The sequence below is a fragment of the Bacillus sp. FSL K6-0069 genome, assembly GCF_038007785.1.
Lineage (GTDB): Bacteria > Bacillota > Bacilli > Bacillales > Bacillaceae_G > Bacillus_A > Bacillus_A mobilis.
In genome coordinates this window covers 4548729-4566364 of sequence record NZ_JBBOXN010000001.1, presented here as the reverse complement: position 1 = coordinate 4566364, position 17636 = coordinate 4548729, and the positions used below count along the sequence as shown (strand labels likewise).

Sequence of the window (17636 nt, the reverse complement as noted above, 5' to 3'; positions counted from 1 at the left end):
TTTTTAAAAATAGAACTACTATATATATATTATGAATTCTATATTTTTGTGTGGTCGATCGTATTGTATGTCTAGATTTCAAAAATGGGGGAGAATTCTAGCGATGAGTGACATGTTTGTTTCTCCTGCTTAAAAGAATTCCAGCCTTGTTAATTTTTCTTATTTTTCATCGCAAAATAGGAAGCGGATAGGAAACAAATAAAACCTGAAATCCAGCCAATAGAAGGAGAGTAGGGAAGTATATGTTGTAATACCATTCCGCTAGAAGTAAAAAAGCTACCGAGTAGACCTAAGAAGATGGGGTATCGCAGTAATTTGAACATAAGTGATACAACCTCCTTTATGACATATATTGTATATTATTCTTAATTTTCTGTATACAATGTTTTAGAAAAATAGTGGTACAATATATGAATGATACGAGAGAGGATGAGCATTAACATATGTACGTTACTGTAACAGAAGCAGCATATAAAAAGATTATGGATACGATTCCAAATGAAGCGAAATATATAAAGTTATTTTACGATAATGAAGGTTGCGGTTGTGTCATGAGCGGAATTATCGATTTAGTAGCTGTAGCAGAAAAAGATGAGCGCGATGTGGATATCGAATCTAGCGCAATGAATTTTATTGCAGATCGTACAAAGCTTGTATTTATGGATGATAAGTTAACAGTTGATTGGCATGAAGGTGGAGGCACTTTTCAGCTGAAGAGTCCAAGTCAATTTTATAATCCGAATATGAAGTTACACGTTCGAGTGTAGTAAAGGAAAGGTGGTTCCAAAATGTGTTTTGGAACCACCTTTTTTATTGTAGGAGTCGCTATTATTGTCGTTTTTTGTTGATAAGTCGATATATTTAAAAAATCGCCGATATAATTTCATGTACCACTATTCGGGTTCACTCCAGACAATACAAAGATTTTTTCACATAATGAAATGTACATGTGATTGAATTTTCTGTATAATCTTATTTGCGGAGGGGATACACATGAGAAGATGGGGGATTGAGTTTTTAATTTTAACAGTCGTTATTATTTGGGGGATAAATTTTACGATTGCGAAATATGGGCTTTTAGAATTTACAGCAATTGAGTTTACTGCACTTCGGATGATATCGGCGGCACCGCTTATGTTACTCCTTACCTTTTTTATTGAAAAGTCGGTTTACATGGAACGAAAGGATATACCTAGATTAATCATCGTTAGCGTTGTAGGTATTGTACTGTATCAAACATTATTTATGGAAACTGTCAAATATACGTCCGCTACAAATGCCTCTTTACTCATTTCTATTTCACCTATTTTTACAACTGTATTTGCGATCTTTTTGAAACAAGAAAAGTTTTCTTCTCGAAAGCTCATCGGTTCTATTATTGCCTTTGGTGGTGCCGCATTAGTTTTAGTAGCAGGGCATTCACTTACTAGTTCTTTTTACGGGAATGGAATTGGACTTATTACATCAATATGCTGGGGACTGTATCCTGTTTTAGCAGGTCCATTAATTAAAAAATATTCAGCACTACGTGTTACCGCATGGTCAGCATTAGTTGGCGCGATTCCGCTTTTATTGTTAAGTGGACCACAGGTATTTATAATGCCATTTCACATTACACACGGAATGACACTATTTGCTTTACTATATTCTATTTTCTTTGTAACAGTATTTGGTTTAGTAATGTGGTATGTTGGTATTCAAAAAATTGGCGCGTCACATACGATGGTATATATGTATATAACGCCGCTTGTAGCTGTTTTATTTGCAGCTGTATGGGCAAATGAATATGTATCGTTTCAACAAATAATCGGTGGTATTATTATTTTCTTCGGTCTATGGTTTGTGAAATCGGAGAAAGTAAAAGTTCATGTTGCTGCGGGAGAACCTATATCAAAATAGGAAAACAGATCACCTATGATCTGCTTTCCTATTTTTTTATTTTTGGTAAGAAGACGAGAAATAAGATAGCAGTAATAAGAGGAATTAAGTTTAAAAATGGAATACGGAAGAGTGTGATAAGAATAATACCTGGAAGAAGAACACCGAGGACAGCGTAAAAAATACTGTGATTTTTCGTGTACCAATACAATGAAAGTCCAATAAGTGCAGGGATAATGAGGTGAATGAGAGCCATTAAAAAATAAATCATTAGACGCCCCCTTTATTTGTGTGCTTATTACATCATATCCGTATGTTCATAGATTGATATCATTTTTTTCATAAATGGACGAAAAATGTTTGGAAAAACGTCACAAATTATGAGAATATGATGTTTGAAATCTTGTATAATATTATTTCCTGAAAACATTAAAAACAACATAAACAAACTGTTTATGTTGTTTTTAATTTGAGTGAAATGAATTTTAAGTAGTATGAACTCGAAAGAACTGAGTTATACAGCTTTTGTTGGATAGATAAAGTGAAACTTTAATCAGTGGGGGGATTTATTCATCCCCCACTGATTATTAGTTGAACCAATCGGGCTTTTACGGGCAGTTGAGCCTCCACTTAACTTCTTTGCTTTCGCTGAATTTTGAGGTGAGGGTCGTACTGCCCGTTAATGCGGGGTAAAAATTACTGAAGAGGAGAACAGCATGATTAGTATGTCATTAAGATCATTTAAAATTCAATCATATTATTTACTAGGTTTTCTTTTATTAGGCTGGATGTTAACGCCGTTTTCAGCTCATTTTCTAGGTGCAGGAATTGGACTGATTGTAAGTATGTATTGCGTTTGGCTTTTAGGGAGACGAATTGAGAAGCTTGGGGATAGTATCGTAAAGAAAACGAAAGCACCGACGCTCGGTATGTTTAATCGTTTTGCAGCTGCTATTTTAGGTGCTATTATTATGTACGAAATTGAGCACCACATGGTTATGTGGGCATTTGCAGTAGGGATTCTGGGTGGCTATTTCTTAATCGTTGTGAATTTAGGCTACTATAGTATGAAAGACGAGGAAGAATTAACGAAGAGTTAAAAAGATAAAAGACCTCTTTTTTGATGGAATAGATGATCCAGCCACGGATAGAAGCGGTTAGGGCCTATTTTAGCCCCATGCGGTGTGAAACCAGAGGGATGTAGTGAGTAGGGATATAATTTATAAGTACGAAGCTGTGGATTGTCTGTGTGGAAATGGGCTTACTCTGGGATAAGTGATTCAGTGATGGATAGTTACAACGGAAGCGAAACTTTGCATAAAATACATGTTTCTGCTTCCAATGAGTTAACATGAAGTTACTTATTAGCATCACTCTTATGTTCTTTAAAAAAGGTGGATATAATACAACAAACTATTCCGGTAATTAGAATAATATATTTTATCGTTTCACTTGTATGCTCAAATAAAGTAACGTTAAGCATCACAAGTCCCCAAAACATTTGGATCGCTCCATAACTGAATAAAATTTTTCCTGTACGAGAAAAGTTTTTCATAGTACTCCTCCTTTCCTGTATATGTAAATTTTATCATAAAAAACAAAAAAATATAAAATGAATTTTCTGTAATTTTATGAACTAAGTCACAGATGAATAGAGAATATAAAGAAAGAAGCTTACGTAAAAAACGTAAGCTTCTTTTTTATGTAAGTGTGTATAACCGTTAAGCCGCATTGGGTTTTGTCGGTGAGTACGCGGAACTTTACGGTTACACGACACTTATTCATATGAGTAAAAGGGTTATTCCAACAGAAAGTTTGTACTTAAGCGATTGGACCGCCTAAGTTAATAATATTTTCAGAAACGCTGTCGAACTTTTTGAAGTTCTCTTTGAATTCGCTCGCAAGCTCGATCGCTTTTGCTTTGTAAGCAGCTTTATCAGCCCAAGTTTGTTCAGGCATTAACACTTCGTCAGGTACACCTGGTACGTGAAGTGGAACTTCAAGGCCGAAGATGTCATGTTTAGCTGTTTCTGTTTTCGCAAGTTCGCCGCTTAATGCTGCTTGAATCATTGCACGAGTGTAACCTAAGTTCATACGTTTACCAACGCCGTATTCGCCACCAGTCCAGCCAGTGTTTACTAAGAATACTTTCGCATCGTGTTTCTCGATTTTTTCACCAAGCATTTCAGCATAGCGAGATGCATCAAGTGGTAAGAATGGTGAACCGAAGCAAGTTGAGAATGTTGCTTGCGGTGATGTAACGCCGCGCTCTGTTCCTGCTAGTTTACTAGTGTAACCACTTAAGAAATGATACATAGCTTGTTCTTTTGATAACTTGCTGATTGGAGGCAATACGCCAGATGCATCAGCAGTTAAGAAAATGATTGTATTTGGGTGTCCAGCAACACTTGGCAGTACGATATTGTCGATCGCATGCATAGGGTATGCAGCACGAGTATTTTCTGTTAAAGTAGTATCGTTGTAGTCTGCGATACGCGTTTGGTCATTAATGATAACGTTTTCTAAAACAGATCCAAATTTGATTGCATCGAAAATTTGTGGTTCTTTCTCGTGAGAAAGGTTTACACATTTTGCGTAGCAACCGCCTTCAATATTGAATACACCGTTATCAGACCAGCCATGCTCATCATCACCGATTAATTTACGGTTTGGATCAGCAGATAATGTTGTTTTACCCGTTCCAGATAAACCGAAGAATAGTGCTACGTCGCCTTCTTCACCTACGTTTGCAGAGCAATGCATAGAAAGAATATCTTGTTCAGGTAGTAAGAAGTTCATAATAGAGAAGATTGATTTTTTCATTTCTCCAGCGTATTCTGTACCACCAATTAGTACGATACGTTTTTCGAATGAAACCATAATGAATGCTTCAGAGTTTGTACCGTCAACAGCTGGATCAGCTTTGAAATTCGGTGCAGAAACAATTGTGAACTCTGATTCATGAGTTGTTAATTCTTCTTCAGTTGGACGAATGAATAATTGATGTACAAATAAATTGTGCCATGCATATTCGTTAATAACTTGAATTGGTAGGCGGTAATTGCGGTCAGCGCCTGCAAATCCATTGAAGATGAATAACTCTTCTTTTTCTTTTAAGTATTCTAAAACTTTAGTATATAATTTATTAAAATGTTCTTCAGAAATCGGTTGATTCACTGCTCCCCAAGCAATTTTGTCAGCAACCGATGCTTCTTTCACAATAAATTTATCTTTAGGAGAACGTCCTGTATATTTTCCTGTTGAAGCAGAAACGGCACCAGTAGAAGTTAATTTCCCTTCATTTCGCATTAATACTTTTTCCACTAATTGCGGAACACTTAGTTGAATCTGTGCATTGCTTCCGTTCAATAATTCGTGTAAACCAATTTGGACATTCACAGTACTCATATTTATATACCATCCTTTTCATTTAATGAAATATTTCTCGTAATCCCCAACAAGAGTATAACACAATTATATAAATAATGTATACTATTTATTTCTTTTTGTTTGTGTGAATGCATTATTTCCTTATTAATATTTCATTCCAGGCGTATTGAGAAAAACTTTCAGGAAAATGTGAATATTAATTGACAAATGAATATCATTTCTTTAGTATAGGTTGGGACGGATACTCTCTTATCCCGAGCTGGCGGAGGGACAGGCCCGATGAAGCCCAGCAACCTCACTTGTAGTGGTAAATACAGGTGAATAGGTGCTAAAACCTGTGCGAGGCTAACGGTCTCGAACGATAAGAGCAAAGGGCAAAAAGCAGTATGCAAGTAGCAAATTAAACCTTTCCTCTATGTAAAGTAGGAAAGGTTTTTCTGTATGCTTGTGTGGGAGAATAAATGTATGTCGCAGTTTGTGGCAAATTAAGGATGAGTTCCGTACAATATATACAATTACTGTAGGGAGGTTTACCACATGACAAAAAAACGTCATCTGTTCACATCTGAGTCTGTAACTGAAGGACATCCAGATAAAATTTGTGACCAAATTTCTGATTCAATTTTAGATGCGATCTTATCAAAGGACGCTAATGCACGTGTAGCTTGTGAAACAACTGTAACAACTGGTTTAGTATTGGTAGCGGGGGAAATTACGACTTCTACTTACGTAGATATTCCAAAAATCGTTCGTGAAACAATTCAAGGCATTGGTTACACACGCGCAAAATACGGATTCGATGCAGAAACTTGTGCAGTTTTAACATCTATCGATGAGCAATCTGCTGACATCGCTATGGGTGTTGACCAAGCGCTAGAAGCACGCGAAGGTCAAATGACTGACGCTGAGATTGAGGCAATTGGTGCAGGAGACCAAGGTTTAATGTTTGGCTTCGCATGTAATGAAACACAAGAATTAATGCCACTTCCAATCTCGCTTGCTCACAAATTAGCTCGCCGTTTAACTGAAGTACGTAAAGATGACACATTATCATACTTACGTCCGGATGGAAAAACGCAAGTTACAGTTGAGTATGATGAAAATGGTAAACCTGTACGTGTAGATACAATCGTAATTTCTACACAGCATCATCCAGATGTTACATGGGAAGAAATCGATCGCGATTTAAAAGAGCATGTAATTAAAGCTGTAGTTCCAGCAGAATTAATGGATGGAGAAACGAAATTCTTCATTAACCCAACTGGTCGCTTCGTAATTGGTGGACCACAAGGTGATGCTGGTTTAACAGGACGTAAAATCATCGTTGATACTTACGGTGGATACGCTCGCCACGGTGGCGGTGCATTCTCTGGTAAAGATGCAACAAAAGTTGACCGTTCTGCAGCATATGCAGCTCGTTATGTTGCGAAAAACATCGTAGCAGCTGGTCTTGCTGACAAAGCAGAAGTACAACTTGCATACGCAATCGGTGTAGCACAACCAGTATCAATTTCAGTTGATACATTCGGCACTGGTAAAGTATCTGAAGACGTACTAGTAGAACTAGTTCGTAACAACTTCGATCTTCGCCCAGCTGGTATTATTAAAATGCTAGACTTACGTCGCCCAATTTACAAACAAACAGCAGCTTACGGCCACTTCGGACGTACTGATGTAGATCTAACATGGGAACGTACAGACAAAGCTGCAGCTTTAAAAGAGCAAGCTGGTCTATAATATATGAAAAAAAGCTTTGCGCGGTGAGCGCAAAGCTTTTTTTATTTTGTTTTACTTACAATCTGAATGCATGAGCTACAATACACTTCGCCGTCTAGCTCAATATACTTTTTCATATTCGTCATGCCACTTGTCGGAAAGGGCATATGAATCCATGCTTTTTCATACGTTTGGATTTCTGTTTCACATGATTTGCAAAGGGTTGGTTTCTTTTGGAACATATGTAATCAACCTTTCATTTGACGTGCTTTACCCGCGCAAAAGGCACTGCTTAGTAAAAATAGTGTTGCGAATATAATGCTTACTAATGTAGCGTATGGAATTGCGCCTTTTAGAGAAAAGCCGACAGTAATGGAAGCGACGAATAAGAGGATGAATGTTGTTGTTAGTTTTTTGTAAAGTTCCATAATATGTAGACCTCCTTATTTAGAGATAGAACGTTTAAATATAAAATCTACTATGTAGGCAAGTACGAGAGGAATTAATGTGCTAGTCAAATAGTAACGAATACCACCATCAGGCATAAGCACATACAATTTTAAAAAGTTAATATCAAACCCGTAAGCGATACATTGAAAAAGGGATAATATAATTAGGAATGGTATAATGGGTACGTATCGTTTCATATTTTGAATCATATAAAGCTCCTTTATATGGATAAATATACTTATATTGTATCATATTGAATTCTTTAATTTATACATAATTTTACAAAGTTAAACGAAAGGAAAGATGAAAAATGAGTGTTAATGAACATAAAAAACAAGCGCCAAAAGAAGTGCGCTGCAAGATCGTGACAATTTCTGATACACGTACAGAAGAGACGGATAAGAGCGGACAACTCTTACATGAATTATTAAAAGAAGCAGGGCATACAGTGACCTCTTATGAAATTGTAAAGGATGATAAAGAAAGTATTCAGCAAGCGGTGTTAGCTGGTTATCGTAAGGAAGATGTTGATGTCGTGTTAACAAATGGCGGTACCGGCATTACGAAGCGTGATGTAACGATTGAAGCAGTGTCAGCGTTATTAGATAAAGAAATTGTCGGGTTTGGTGAGTTGTTCCGCATGATTAGTTATATAGAAGATGTCGGAAGCAGCGCAATGTTAAGTAGAGCGATTGGCGGTACAATTGGGCGCAAAGTTGTCTTTTCTATGCCAGGGTCTAGCGGAGCAGTTCGTCTTGCGATGAATAAATTAATTTTACCGGAATTAGGTCATATTACATTTGAGCTGCATCGCCAATGAGTAAGTATGCTGGAATTGTATTGGCAGGAGGTATGTCGAGTAGATTCGGTGAGCCGAAAGCATTAGCGAGCTGGCAAGGTAGTACTTTTATTGAGCATATTGTGAAAGTGATGACGACTGCGTTGCAAGAAGTTGTAGTCATTAGTCACTCCGATATAAAAGAGAGGGTAGAGAAACTTGTACAAGTTTCTGTTATAGAAGATATTCCGCATTATAAAGGAAATGGACCACTTGCTGGAATTGTATCAGGAATGGAATATATAGAAGCAGATTGGTATGCTATTATGCCTTGCGATGCGCCAAATGTTTTGCAAGAATGGTTTACCATTTTACTAGAGCAAACGAGTAATGAATATGATGCAGTTGTCCCTATTATTAATGGAAGGAAACAGCCGTTACTTGCAGCGTACCATAACCGCGTGAAAGAAAAGATTTATGCTTTGCTTCAGGAAGAAAAAAGAAGTATGGGTCAGCTTTTATCACAATGTAATGTGAAATATATTGCTGGAGAAGATGTACAAGCGGATGCGGATTGGTTTATGAACGTAAATACGAAAGAAGAATATGTGCAGGCTCAAAAAGACCTTTCAAATGAATGAAAGGTTTTTTGATATACAGAAATTGGGGAACAATTACTGTATAAAGGTATGTGAGTAAGTTGATTTTAAGGGGAATCTCTTAAAATCATCATACAGTAAAAATACTGTATAACCATATATTAATTTTTATGGGTTTTTATTACAAGTCTGTTTATTTATGTGTCTTTTTGTTATAATAAATATGAAAATAAATAGATATTTCACCTTGTGTATCATTTAGTAAACTAAAATTTATAACTGTGTAATAAACTCCCTTCGTTTTTTTGAAGGGAGTTTTTCTGTTTAGGCGAGTAATTCTGATGCGGTGTGCTGAAGAACTTCTTCATATTGGTCAAGTAAGCCACGAAAGATCTCATCCCAACTTTGGGATTGGGCATAAGATGAAGCCGCGATGCCCATTTGTGTAAGTTGCTCTTCATTTTGCAATAAAGAATAGATGGATGATAGAAATGAATCCGTATTTTTGGGCGGACAAAGAACTCCCGTTTTTCCATCTGTAATAATATTTTTAACTCCGCCACTATTTGCACCAATGACAGGTGTACCACATGCAAGTGATTCTAGAACGACATTTCCGAACGTTTCAGTAGCAGATGGAAATACCATGATGGTAGAACAAGCATATGCTTCAGCTAAATCCTTCCCTTGTAAATACCCAGTAAAAGTAATATTTGTACTCGGAACAGATTCACAAAAATTTGTTGCTAGCGGACCGTCTCCAGCGATGACCCAATGAATGTCGTTTCGAGTATGCGTCGTTTTCACGACAAGGTGTTGCAACGTATCAATATCTTTTTCAGGGGCAATCCGTCCAACATAGGAAAGGACATACTTCGCTGTAATATTATATTTTTTTCGGAATAGGTCTGTATTGTAAGATGGATGAAAGAGTGTGCAATCTACACCACGTCCCCATATGGAGAGGGCCTGAAAACCTTTGTTTTTTAGTTGGTGTAACGTTTCAAAGGAAGGAACGAAATTTTTTTGCATATGACTATGAAACCATTTTAAATAGTTCCAAAGCATATTAGAGAGAAATTCGATTTTGTAATAGCGTAAATAAGCATCGAAATCAGTATGATAAGAACCGACAACTGGGAGGTTTAATTTTTTGGCATAATACAATCCACAAAGTCCCATGTTGAAAGGTGTAGCAATGTGAATCATGTCAGGTTTAAAGGAAAGAAGTTCCCGTTTAATACGCGGAGTAGGAAAAGAAAAGCGGCATTCTGGATATAATATTGTTAACGGGATACTTCTCATCTTGTTCACATTAGCTACGAAATCATCTTCAGCTGTATGCTGAGGGGCGAAAACAGAATAGGCGATCTTTTCTTTCTGAAAATAACGTGTTAATCGTTCTAATGTTTTCGCAACCCCGTTGACTTGTGGTGTAAAAGTATCGGTAAAAATGGCGACTCTCATCATATCACTCCTTTATGTGAAAAGTGGGATGAATTGATAAAAAGAGATGATGCCAGAGCAAGTGCCGAGGCACATACCGACGAATACATCAGACGGATAGTGAAGCCCTAAATAAATACGAGAAATACCGACGCATAATGCTAAAGGTAATAGAAAAACAAGTAAGTTTGGATTATAGCAAATAAATGGAATGAAGACAGAGAAAACGGCTGTTGTATGACCAGACGGGAAAGAGTGGTCTTTTAATGGATGGACTGGATATTTCGCATCCTGAATTGTTAAATAAGGACGTTTTCGTGGATACCATCTTTTTAATATTTGTACAGGAATATGGCTAATTGCTAAAGAAATAGCAGTTGCGATTGCAGCTTGATGCAAAGTGCCTTTTGCAAAAATTAAAAAGAAAAGTGTGAGTGCGATTGAGAAAGTAGCGCCACCGATATGAGTAATATTGCTGAAAAAGATATTTAATGTTTTTTGATCAAAGTATCGGTTAATTCCTTTGAAAATGTAGCATTCTATTTTATACAGTCCACTGACCTTCATGAAAATTCTCCTCCCTCGTTTACATATATATGGAGATATTAGCTTTTATTTTAATAAGATTTTATTGAGGGAGTAATAATGTTTTGTAAAGAAAAAGTTAGTTTTTATATAAAAAGCTGCCACTTTAATGGCAGCTGGAAAAGTTACTTCTGTAATGATTTATAATACTGGCCTTTTTCAACATATTGTGTGCGAATGCGCTCCATGTCTTTACGGTCTTCTTCTGTTAGCTCACGAACGACTTTAGCTGGGCGACCGAAAGCTAACGTGTTTGGTGGAATTTTCTTACCTTGTGAAACGAGGCTTCCAGCACCGATAAAGGCTCCTTCGCCAATTTCAGCACCATCTAATATAATAGATCCCATTCCAATTAAAGCATCTTTTTTAATATGACAGCTATGTAAAATAACTTGATGCCCAATAGTTACGTCATCTTCTAAAATAAGAGGATACTGTGGGCTTTGGTGAAGTGTACATTGGTCTTGTACATTTACTCGGTCTCCAATGATTGTTGGTGAAACATCACCACGTATGACTGTATTAAACCAAATACTTGATTCTTCGCCAATGGAAACGTCGCCTGTAATGGTAACATAATCAGCGATAAAAGCACTACTCGCAATTTTCGGATTTTTTTCTTTATAAGGGTATATCATGTAAAGCCTTCCTTTCCTAGAGACTAGTTTCAGTGTATCAAATTATAAGAAAGAGTGAAATGGAGGAGAGCCGTATGTGGAATTATGAAGCAGAGGAAGCGAAAGCTGTCGTTGTTATCGTGCACGGCGCCATGGAATATCACGGACGTTACGAAGCAGTTGCGGAAATGTGGAATCATAGCGGCTACCACGTCGTGATGGGGGACCTTCCGTCACATGGAACGACTTCAAGAAATAGAGGACATATTGATTCGTTTGATGAATACATAGAGGAAGTTAAATTATGGGTGAAAGAGGCAAGAAAGTATCGATTACCTATTTTTATATTCGGTCATAGTATGGGCGGTCTTATTGTTATTCGTATGATGCAAGAAACGAAGAGAGAAGATGTAGAAGGCATTATTTTAAGTTCGCCATGTTTAGGCGTAGTAGCTGGACCTTCTGCACCGCTTCAAGTTGCTTCAAAAATATTAAATATTATCGCTCCAAAACTGCAATTTGCAACGAATCTTACAGTGGAAATGTCTACTCGTAATCATGAAGTTCGAGACGCGATGGAGAATGATTCATTGTTCTTGCGCAAAGTATCAGTACGTTGGTATAGTGAATTGATTAAGTCTATCGAAATTGCTCATAAGAAAATAGATGATTTTCCAGATGTTCCGCTCTTGCTAATGCAAGCTTGTGAGGATAAACTTGTAGATAAAACACGTGTCCGCACTTGGTTTGATAATGTTAAAATAAGTGATAAGGCTTTTAAAGAATGGCCGAATTGTTATCACGAGTTATTAAACGAGTATGAGCGTGATGAAATTTTGAATTATATTCAGTCATTTACTGAAATACGCATCAATAACATAATAGAAACAAATAAGTAAATTATTTGTACATTGAATAGAGGAGATGAAGGAAGAAGTGAACGTACCGAGTAATCCCATAACGCTCATGGCGAAAGTATACCGTGATGTGTTTCCGGTTGTACACCATGAGCTAGCGATGTGGAAAGAGCGTGCCTACCATATTCCGAATGATGAGCTTCATAGTCAGGCAATCGCAAGTATTGAGCATAAAACGTTTCATTGCGAAGGCGGAGGCATTTTAGCGCTATTAGCAGATGAACACCGAGAGGAATGTATTCGTTTTATCGTAGCGTATCAAACGATCAGCGACTATTTAGATAATTTATGTGATCGCAGTACATCACTTGATCCAAATGATTTTGCCGCACTGCATGAATCGATGTTAATGGCATTATCACCTGAAGTAGAAGGTGGGGGTAATTATTATCGCTATCGTGATGATCAAGATGATGGTGGTTATTTAGATGAGCTTGTTGAAACATGCCAAGATGTTTTAAAGAAAACGAAGCACTATGACAAAATTGCTCCTGTTCTTCATGAACTTGCTTGTTATTATTGTGATTTGCAAATTCATAAACACGTGAAGTTAGAAGAAAGAGAACCACGCTTACAAAAATGGTTTGAAGCACATAAAGAAAACTTACCTGAGATGAGTTGGTTTGAATTTTCAGCCTGTGCCGGTTCTACGCTTGGAATCTTCTGTCTTGTCGCATATGCATTTCATGATGAGTTACATGATGAAGATATTGCGAAAATTAGACAAGGGTATTTCCCTTACGTACAAGGACTTCACATTTTACTTGATTATTTCATCGATCAAGAAGAAGACCGTATGGGCGGGGATTTGAATTTCTGTAGTTATTATGAAAACGAGCAAGCGATATTAGATCGTATGAAACACTTTGTAGAAGAAGCAGAGAAGAGCATTGGTGATTTGCCTCATGCGAAGTTTCATCGTCTCATAAGCCGAGGGTTACTTGGTATTTATTTATCAGACCAAAAAGTATCAGCACAAAAGAATATGCACAAAATGGCAAGGCGCATTGTAAAGTACGGAGGCCTCACTTCACGATTCTTCTATTGGAACGGGAAGATGTACCGAAAGAAAATGGCGCAGTGATGAAGGAAACCACTCTTGTAGAGTGGTTTTTTGTTATAATATGGTAAAGGTGGTGATCGAAGTGAAGCGATTGTTTCAAAAGCTATATGACAATATTGAAGTAACATTACTCGTGCTACTTTCCATTTCATTTGTAACTGGAATGTATGTGATGATGAAAAAAGCTGGTGGTCCTACAACAATGGATTATGTAGCCCAAGTTATTATTGCATTGATTATTATAGTAGATATTTTCTTTTTAATAAGTGGTAGAAAAAAAGAAAATAGTAAATAAAAAGCATTTGTACACGGGAGTACAAATGCTTTTTATTATGATCGTATTTTTGAAAATACATATATAAGAAGTTCAATCGCGAAAATCACTAAAACAGATAGTCCGAATAAAGGCATGACAACGCCTAGTATAACCATCATGATAAAGAAAACGATTATGCTTTTCTTATCTCTTTGCTTTGGCGGTGCTGCTAATTTTCCTTTTGGTTTTCTTGCTAACCACATTTTTATTCCGTAATAAATGAGAAATAATAAAGATAATGTCGTTAGTAAGCATAATATTTTATTTGGCCATCCGAATAAATGTCCTTCGTGAAGCGGGATACCGTAAGTGAACCATTGTGCAAATAAGCCATAATCACGATAGTCTGTTTTTGAAATGAGTTCTCCGCTATATTGATCAAAGTAAGCTGTTATTTCTTCATTTGGTGCGACATGCATACCCGTAATACCAGAACCACTTGATTTCGAAACAGTGAATACACCTTTCGGATCAGCTGGTAGTGAAATAACATATGGCTTCTTTATTTCAATTCCTTTTTGTAATTCATCGACAGAAATTGCTTTCGGTTCATTTGAATTCGATTCAGGAGGAGCTTCTTTTCTTGTTGCCCACGGCAATTCTTTTACCTTTGATTCAGGCGGTGCCGTATACAATTTCGGATACCCAATCGATTCATTCGACGATGCAATTTTATAAATTTGATTACCCATAAAACCTGACCATGGCAATCCAGATGCGACTAGCAGAACGAGTGGAATTGTAAATATAATACCGATAATAGAATGACGTCGTTTTGCTTTTTCTCGCTTATTGGATGCTGGTGTGTTTTTGAATTGGCGTATACTCATATACAATCCGGTCACAATTAAAAAGATTGTCCAGCACGCCGCAAGTTCTACAATATAGTTAACGACAGTGCCACCAACTAAAAGAGAACTATGTAATTCCCTCATTATATTCGCAAACGTTTCACTTGCATTTTGATCCCCAACAATTCGATTATTACTGTCTAAATATACATACTTTTGTTGCCCCGTATATTCATTTGCAATAGTAAGTCTCGTATTATAATCCCCATTAAACTCACTAATTTTCGCCACACTATAATGTGGATATTTTTTCTCTGTTAAGGAAATAGAATCAGCCATCGAAATAGATTCTGTTTGGGCGCTCTTCCCAAAATATAAATCTTTATAGATGAAATCTTCAACTTCTTCCCGAAATAAATACCCAATTCCGCTCAGTGACAACGTAATAAGAAGCGGCGTAATAAAAAGCCCAGCATAAAAATGCCAACGCCAAAAAATGTAATGAAGCGAACGATTTACTTTCATACTTTCAGTTCCCCTAACCTTCCCTATATGAATAGATTCCTCATTTTAATATAGCGAGATTAAGTGTGGATATTTTGAAGGAATTGTGAAAAATGTTAAAAGTTTTTGGGGATTTCCATCAAACATAAACCACATTTCAGAAAGGATGTTTTCTATGTTTACGAAGATTTCTTTATATTTGATACATACATCCTAACAACCGCCTCAGCAAGACATTGAGAAGAATCAACAAAATCCTCATCCGCTACAACATTCAAATCAGTACATGCGATAATTGCGGTATCTACTTCATCTTTTAACTGTACAACGAGTGCATTCCATAATTCTCGAGCTGCTTCAACTTCTCCAGATTTAATATAGGTAATAATTTGATTAATCGTTTTCTGCCATTTTTCATAATGAATGTATCCTATATTACGTTTGGAAATCCCGTCTTGATAAATACTAGCTTGAATTGTCGCTTCTGTTGCGAGGAGAGCGACTTTTTTTGTATTTTCAGGAATTGCTTGTAATGTCTCATCGACGATATTTAAAATCGGAATGGACAGAGAATGCTGTAATTCTTCAAAATAAAGATGCGCCGTATTGCACGGCATAGCGATAAATTCTACGCCAGTACTTTCAAGTTTTTGTGCCCCTTCAATAATCGCTTTTTTCATTGCTTCGTGATCGATAAGGCGATCCATATAAAACGGTGTTGGGCAAGAATAAATCATCATATGAGGAAAGTCCATATCATGCTTTGCTCCGTATATTGTTTGGCACTTTGCTACAACTGTATCAACAAATGGCCCAGTTGATTTTGGTCCCATTCCTGCTAGTATTCCGATCATTGGTTTGTCTCCTTTAAAATGTAATTAAAAACGTTTTTTGCGAACGATAAAAAGAAATAAAGTAAGTAATAAAAATGAATATACGATAGCCCAAGCTGTGAGCCATAGCGTGTGAGTCAGTATATTATATTTGTATTGACCAAGCATTAGAAAGCTTTCGACAGGTGGTAAAAACCATAGTAACTCTTTTTTAAATCGGATGGAGGCGATCGTTATAAGTAATATGAATGTAAGGCTAAGCCAAGCGGTGCTTGCTTTTGGAATAATATTTCTAGTAAATAAAGTTGCGATTGAAATTCCAAGTATAGAGAAAGACATATGAGCGAGAAATCCGACTAAAAATAAAGAAACTGTCATTTCTTCATTAAACATTTGCAAAATAATTGGATAGATTACAGATATAAAAGATAACACAGTACAAATGAGAAGAGCCGTAATATATTTACCAACATATAGTGCGGAAATATTATTTGTATGTGAAATGGTGATTTGTTCTTGTACAGGGTCTTCGGTATGGAAAATCGTAACCGTAATCCAGGCGGATAATAAGTAAAGTGCGAGTGCTGTTTCTAAGTATGTCGGTACAATAGGAGTCGGTTTATATGTATATACAAAAAGTAAGCTCACAAAGTACATCGCAATAGGAGGGACGTACTTATATGATTTTGTATAGTCGAGAAAATGGTAACGAATAAGAGCAAACATAATAAACCTTCTTTCGATTTAAAAGTTAGGTTGTAGCAGTGTGATAGATGCTTTTTTATGTAATAAAAACTGAAGCATTTCGTTTGTATATTCTTTTTCGATTTGTAATTGAATAAGGTTTTGATTTGAATTGTGCGTAACGTGTATAAAACCTAATTGTTTCTGTAGTTCTATCGCTGAAAACGTTTCGTGAACGATTGCTTCAATATAGACTTGTTCTGCCACTTTGTGCACAGAGATATCTTCTGTGATTGTATGATTTGCTAATGTCACAATTCTATCGGCGAAGTTTTCTAGTAGTTGTTTTTCGTGACATGTGAAGAGTATAGATATGCCTTGTTGTTTTAATGAGAGTAAAATATGTTCTAGTTCTTGCTGAGAGTTAGGATCAAGTCCAGAAAGAGGTTCATCTAAAATTAATAGATGGACGTCTGTAAGCAATGCTTGCATAATGCCAGTTTTTTGTTTCATACCTTTTGAAAAGTTTCGTACAACGGAATGCCTTGCATGATGTAAATGAAAAGATTCAAGAAGCATCGGAATTTTATCTTTTAAATATTTTGTTGATAAACCGTGAATGTGACCGAGATGATATAGATAATCCTCTAATGTAAAACGAATCCCTTCAGGAAAATGTTCAGGTACATAGCCGATTTGTATATGTTCTTTTCTTTGAAGTGCCCCTGCTGTAGGTGAAATAAATCCTGCAATTATTTTGAGTAGAGTACTTTTTCCAGTACCGTTCCCGCCAATAATAGCGAGTGCCTCTCCTTCTGAAATGGATAAATCAATGTTGTCTAGTATAAGTGATTTGCCGTACTTCTTTTGAATTCCCCTTAGTTCTACTAGCAAAGTTCTATCCTTCTTTCTTCAAATATTGTATACATCCATTATATAGGAGAATAAGAAAAAGACGTGCAATGAGTGCACGTCTTTTTTTGTTATGTTTTGTCGATAAGTCGATATAGTGTGTCGAATCGTCGATATATCGACAAAATCGTTGATATATTCGGAGTTACGATAGATA

At 36.5% G+C, this 17636-nt stretch carries 23 protein-coding genes and 1 riboswitch; of the genes, 9 read left to right on the top strand and 14 right to left on the bottom strand.

All coding sequences use genetic code 11. The features are described from left to right. Positions 1–149: 149 nt before the first annotated feature. The gene (locus MHB74_RS23525; RefSeq protein WP_080467724.1) at positions 150–323 is read right to left on the bottom strand and encodes a hypothetical protein; all 174 of its coding nucleotides are present in this window, start codon (positions 321–323) and stop codon (positions 150–152) included. A 120-nt stretch (positions 324–443) separates the two neighbouring features. On the opposite strand from MHB74_RS23525, the gene MHB74_RS23520 reads away from it, so the two are divergent. After that, complete coding sequence (locus MHB74_RS23520; protein WP_000289561.1) at positions 444–767, top strand: iron-sulfur cluster biosynthesis family protein; 324 nt, start codon at positions 444–446, stop codon at positions 765–767. A gap of 226 nt (positions 768–993) precedes the next feature. Next, on the top strand, positions 994–1899 hold the full coding sequence (locus MHB74_RS23515; RefSeq protein ID WP_061676766.1) for a DMT family transporter: 906 nt from the start codon (positions 994–996) through the stop codon (positions 1897–1899). A gap of 28 nt (positions 1900–1927) precedes the next feature. Here MHB74_RS23515 and MHB74_RS23510 read toward each other — a convergent pair whose 3' ends face one another. After that, the gene (locus tag MHB74_RS23510; RefSeq protein WP_000639043.1) at positions 1928–2149 is read right to left on the bottom strand and encodes a hypothetical protein; all 222 of its coding nucleotides are present in this window, start codon (positions 2147–2149) and stop codon (positions 1928–1930) included. A gap of 445 nt (positions 2150–2594) precedes the next feature. On the opposite strand from MHB74_RS23510, the gene MHB74_RS23505 reads away from it, so the two are divergent. Beyond that, the gene (locus MHB74_RS23505) at positions 2595–2978 is read left to right on the top strand and encodes an ATP synthase subunit I (protein WP_000624932.1); all 384 of its coding nucleotides are present in this window, start codon (positions 2595–2597) and stop codon (positions 2976–2978) included. Between the two features lie 257 nt (positions 2979–3235). Here MHB74_RS23505 and MHB74_RS23500 read toward each other — a convergent pair whose 3' ends face one another. Next, a complete protein-coding gene (locus MHB74_RS23500) occupies positions 3236–3433 on the bottom strand; it encodes a hypothetical protein (RefSeq protein ID WP_061676767.1) in 198 nt (65 codons plus the stop codon). Positions 3434–3699: 266 nt separating this feature from the next. Then, the gene (pckA, locus tag MHB74_RS23495; protein ID WP_061676768.1) at positions 3700–5286 is read right to left on the bottom strand and encodes a phosphoenolpyruvate carboxykinase (ATP); all 1587 of its coding nucleotides are present in this window, start codon (positions 5284–5286) and stop codon (positions 3700–3702) included. A 228-nt stretch (positions 5287–5514) separates the two neighbouring features. Further along, positions 5515–5636, top strand: a riboswitch (SAM riboswitch). Between the two features lie 169 nt (positions 5637–5805). On the opposite strand from pckA, the gene metK reads away from it, so the two are divergent. Beyond that, positions 5806–7005 (top strand): methionine adenosyltransferase, encoded by a 1200-nt coding sequence (gene metK, locus MHB74_RS23490; protein ID WP_000163118.1) that lies wholly within the window; start codon positions 5806–5808, stop codon positions 7003–7005. A 41-nt stretch (positions 7006–7046) separates the two neighbouring features. Here the strand turns inward: metK and MHB74_RS23485 are convergent, their stop codons facing one another. Genes MHB74_RS23485 through MHB74_RS23475 form a run of 3 tightly spaced genes read right to left on the bottom strand, consistent with a single transcriptional unit; the run spans position 7047 to position 7643 of the window. After that, positions 7047–7226 (bottom strand): hypothetical protein, encoded by a 180-nt coding sequence (locus tag MHB74_RS23485; protein WP_061676769.1) that lies wholly within the window; start codon positions 7224–7226, stop codon positions 7047–7049. A gap of 6 nt (positions 7227–7232) precedes the next feature. Further along, a complete protein-coding gene (locus tag MHB74_RS23480) occupies positions 7233–7412 on the bottom strand; it encodes a hypothetical protein (RefSeq protein WP_000424805.1) in 180 nt (59 codons plus the stop codon). Between the two features lie 15 nt (positions 7413–7427). Next, the gene (locus MHB74_RS23475) at positions 7428–7643 is read right to left on the bottom strand and encodes a hypothetical protein (protein ID WP_071724541.1); all 216 of its coding nucleotides are present in this window, start codon (positions 7641–7643) and stop codon (positions 7428–7430) included. A gap of 101 nt (positions 7644–7744) precedes the next feature. Here MHB74_RS23475 and MHB74_RS23470 point away from each other — a divergent pair, with 101 nt between their 5' ends. Both MHB74_RS23470 and MHB74_RS23465 read left to right on the top strand, forming a co-directional pair. Continuing rightward, positions 7745–8254, top strand: a complete 510-nt coding sequence (locus MHB74_RS23470) for a MogA/MoaB family molybdenum cofactor biosynthesis protein (protein WP_061676770.1) — start codon at positions 7745–7747, stop codon at positions 8252–8254. Further along, positions 8251–8853 carry a molybdenum cofactor guanylyltransferase gene (locus MHB74_RS23465; protein WP_061676771.1) on the top strand — a complete coding sequence of 201 codons (603 nt, stop codon included), beginning with the start codon at positions 8251–8253 and terminating at the stop codon, positions 8851–8853. Before MHB74_RS23470 ends, MHB74_RS23465 begins: the two co-directional genes overlap by 4 nt. 282 nt (positions 8854–9135) lie before the next feature. Here the strand turns inward: MHB74_RS23465 and MHB74_RS23460 are convergent, their stop codons facing one another. The 3 genes from MHB74_RS23460 to MHB74_RS23450 form a co-directional block, all read right to left on the bottom strand. After that, a complete protein-coding gene (locus MHB74_RS23460; protein WP_061676772.1) occupies positions 9136–10278 on the bottom strand; it encodes a glycosyltransferase family 4 protein in 1143 nt (380 codons plus the stop codon). A gap of 12 nt (positions 10279–10290) precedes the next feature. Beyond that, positions 10291–10824 carry a phosphatase PAP2 family protein gene (locus MHB74_RS23455; protein WP_061676773.1) on the bottom strand — a complete coding sequence of 178 codons (534 nt, stop codon included), beginning with the start codon at positions 10822–10824 and terminating at the stop codon, positions 10291–10293. Between the two features lie 143 nt (positions 10825–10967). Then, positions 10968–11480 carry a gamma carbonic anhydrase gene (locus MHB74_RS23450; protein WP_000640195.1) on the bottom strand — a complete coding sequence of 171 codons (513 nt, stop codon included), beginning with the start codon at positions 11478–11480 and terminating at the stop codon, positions 10968–10970. Between the two features lie 74 nt (positions 11481–11554). On the opposite strand from MHB74_RS23450, the gene MHB74_RS23445 reads away from it, so the two are divergent. Genes MHB74_RS23445 through MHB74_RS23435 form a run of 3 tightly spaced genes read left to right on the top strand, consistent with a single transcriptional unit; the run spans position 11555 to position 13734 of the window. Beyond that, complete coding sequence (locus MHB74_RS23445) at positions 11555–12358, top strand: alpha/beta hydrolase (protein WP_061676774.1); 804 nt, start codon at positions 11555–11557, stop codon at positions 12356–12358. A gap of 37 nt (positions 12359–12395) precedes the next feature. Beyond that, the gene (locus MHB74_RS23440; protein ID WP_061676775.1) at positions 12396–13460 is read left to right on the top strand and encodes a tetraprenyl-beta-curcumene synthase family protein; all 1065 of its coding nucleotides are present in this window, start codon (positions 12396–12398) and stop codon (positions 13458–13460) included. 40 nt (positions 13461–13500) lie between these two features. Further along, positions 13501–13734, top strand: coding sequence for a hypothetical protein (locus MHB74_RS23435; protein ID WP_141658041.1), 234 nt, complete (start codon positions 13501–13503; stop codon positions 13732–13734). Positions 13735–13769: 35 nt separating this feature from the next. Here the strand turns inward: MHB74_RS23435 and MHB74_RS23430 are convergent, their stop codons facing one another. From MHB74_RS23430 to MHB74_RS23415, 4 genes are all read right to left on the bottom strand, one after another. Further along, positions 13770–15071 (bottom strand): PepSY-associated TM helix domain-containing protein, encoded by a 1302-nt coding sequence (locus MHB74_RS23430; protein WP_061676777.1) that lies wholly within the window; start codon positions 15069–15071, stop codon positions 13770–13772. 158 nt (positions 15072–15229) lie between these two features. Further along, positions 15230–15904 (bottom strand): aspartate/glutamate racemase family protein, encoded by a 675-nt coding sequence (locus MHB74_RS23425; RefSeq protein ID WP_061676778.1) that lies wholly within the window; start codon positions 15902–15904, stop codon positions 15230–15232. 24 nt (positions 15905–15928) lie between these two features. After that, entirely contained in the window at positions 15929–16609 is a 681-nt protein-coding gene (locus MHB74_RS23420; protein WP_061676779.1) for a hypothetical protein, read from the bottom strand. A gap of 18 nt (positions 16610–16627) precedes the next feature. Next, on the bottom strand, positions 16628–17461 hold the full coding sequence (locus MHB74_RS23415) for an ABC transporter ATP-binding protein (RefSeq protein ID WP_061676780.1): 834 nt from the start codon (positions 17459–17461) through the stop codon (positions 16628–16630). Positions 17462–17636 lie beyond the last annotated feature (175 nt).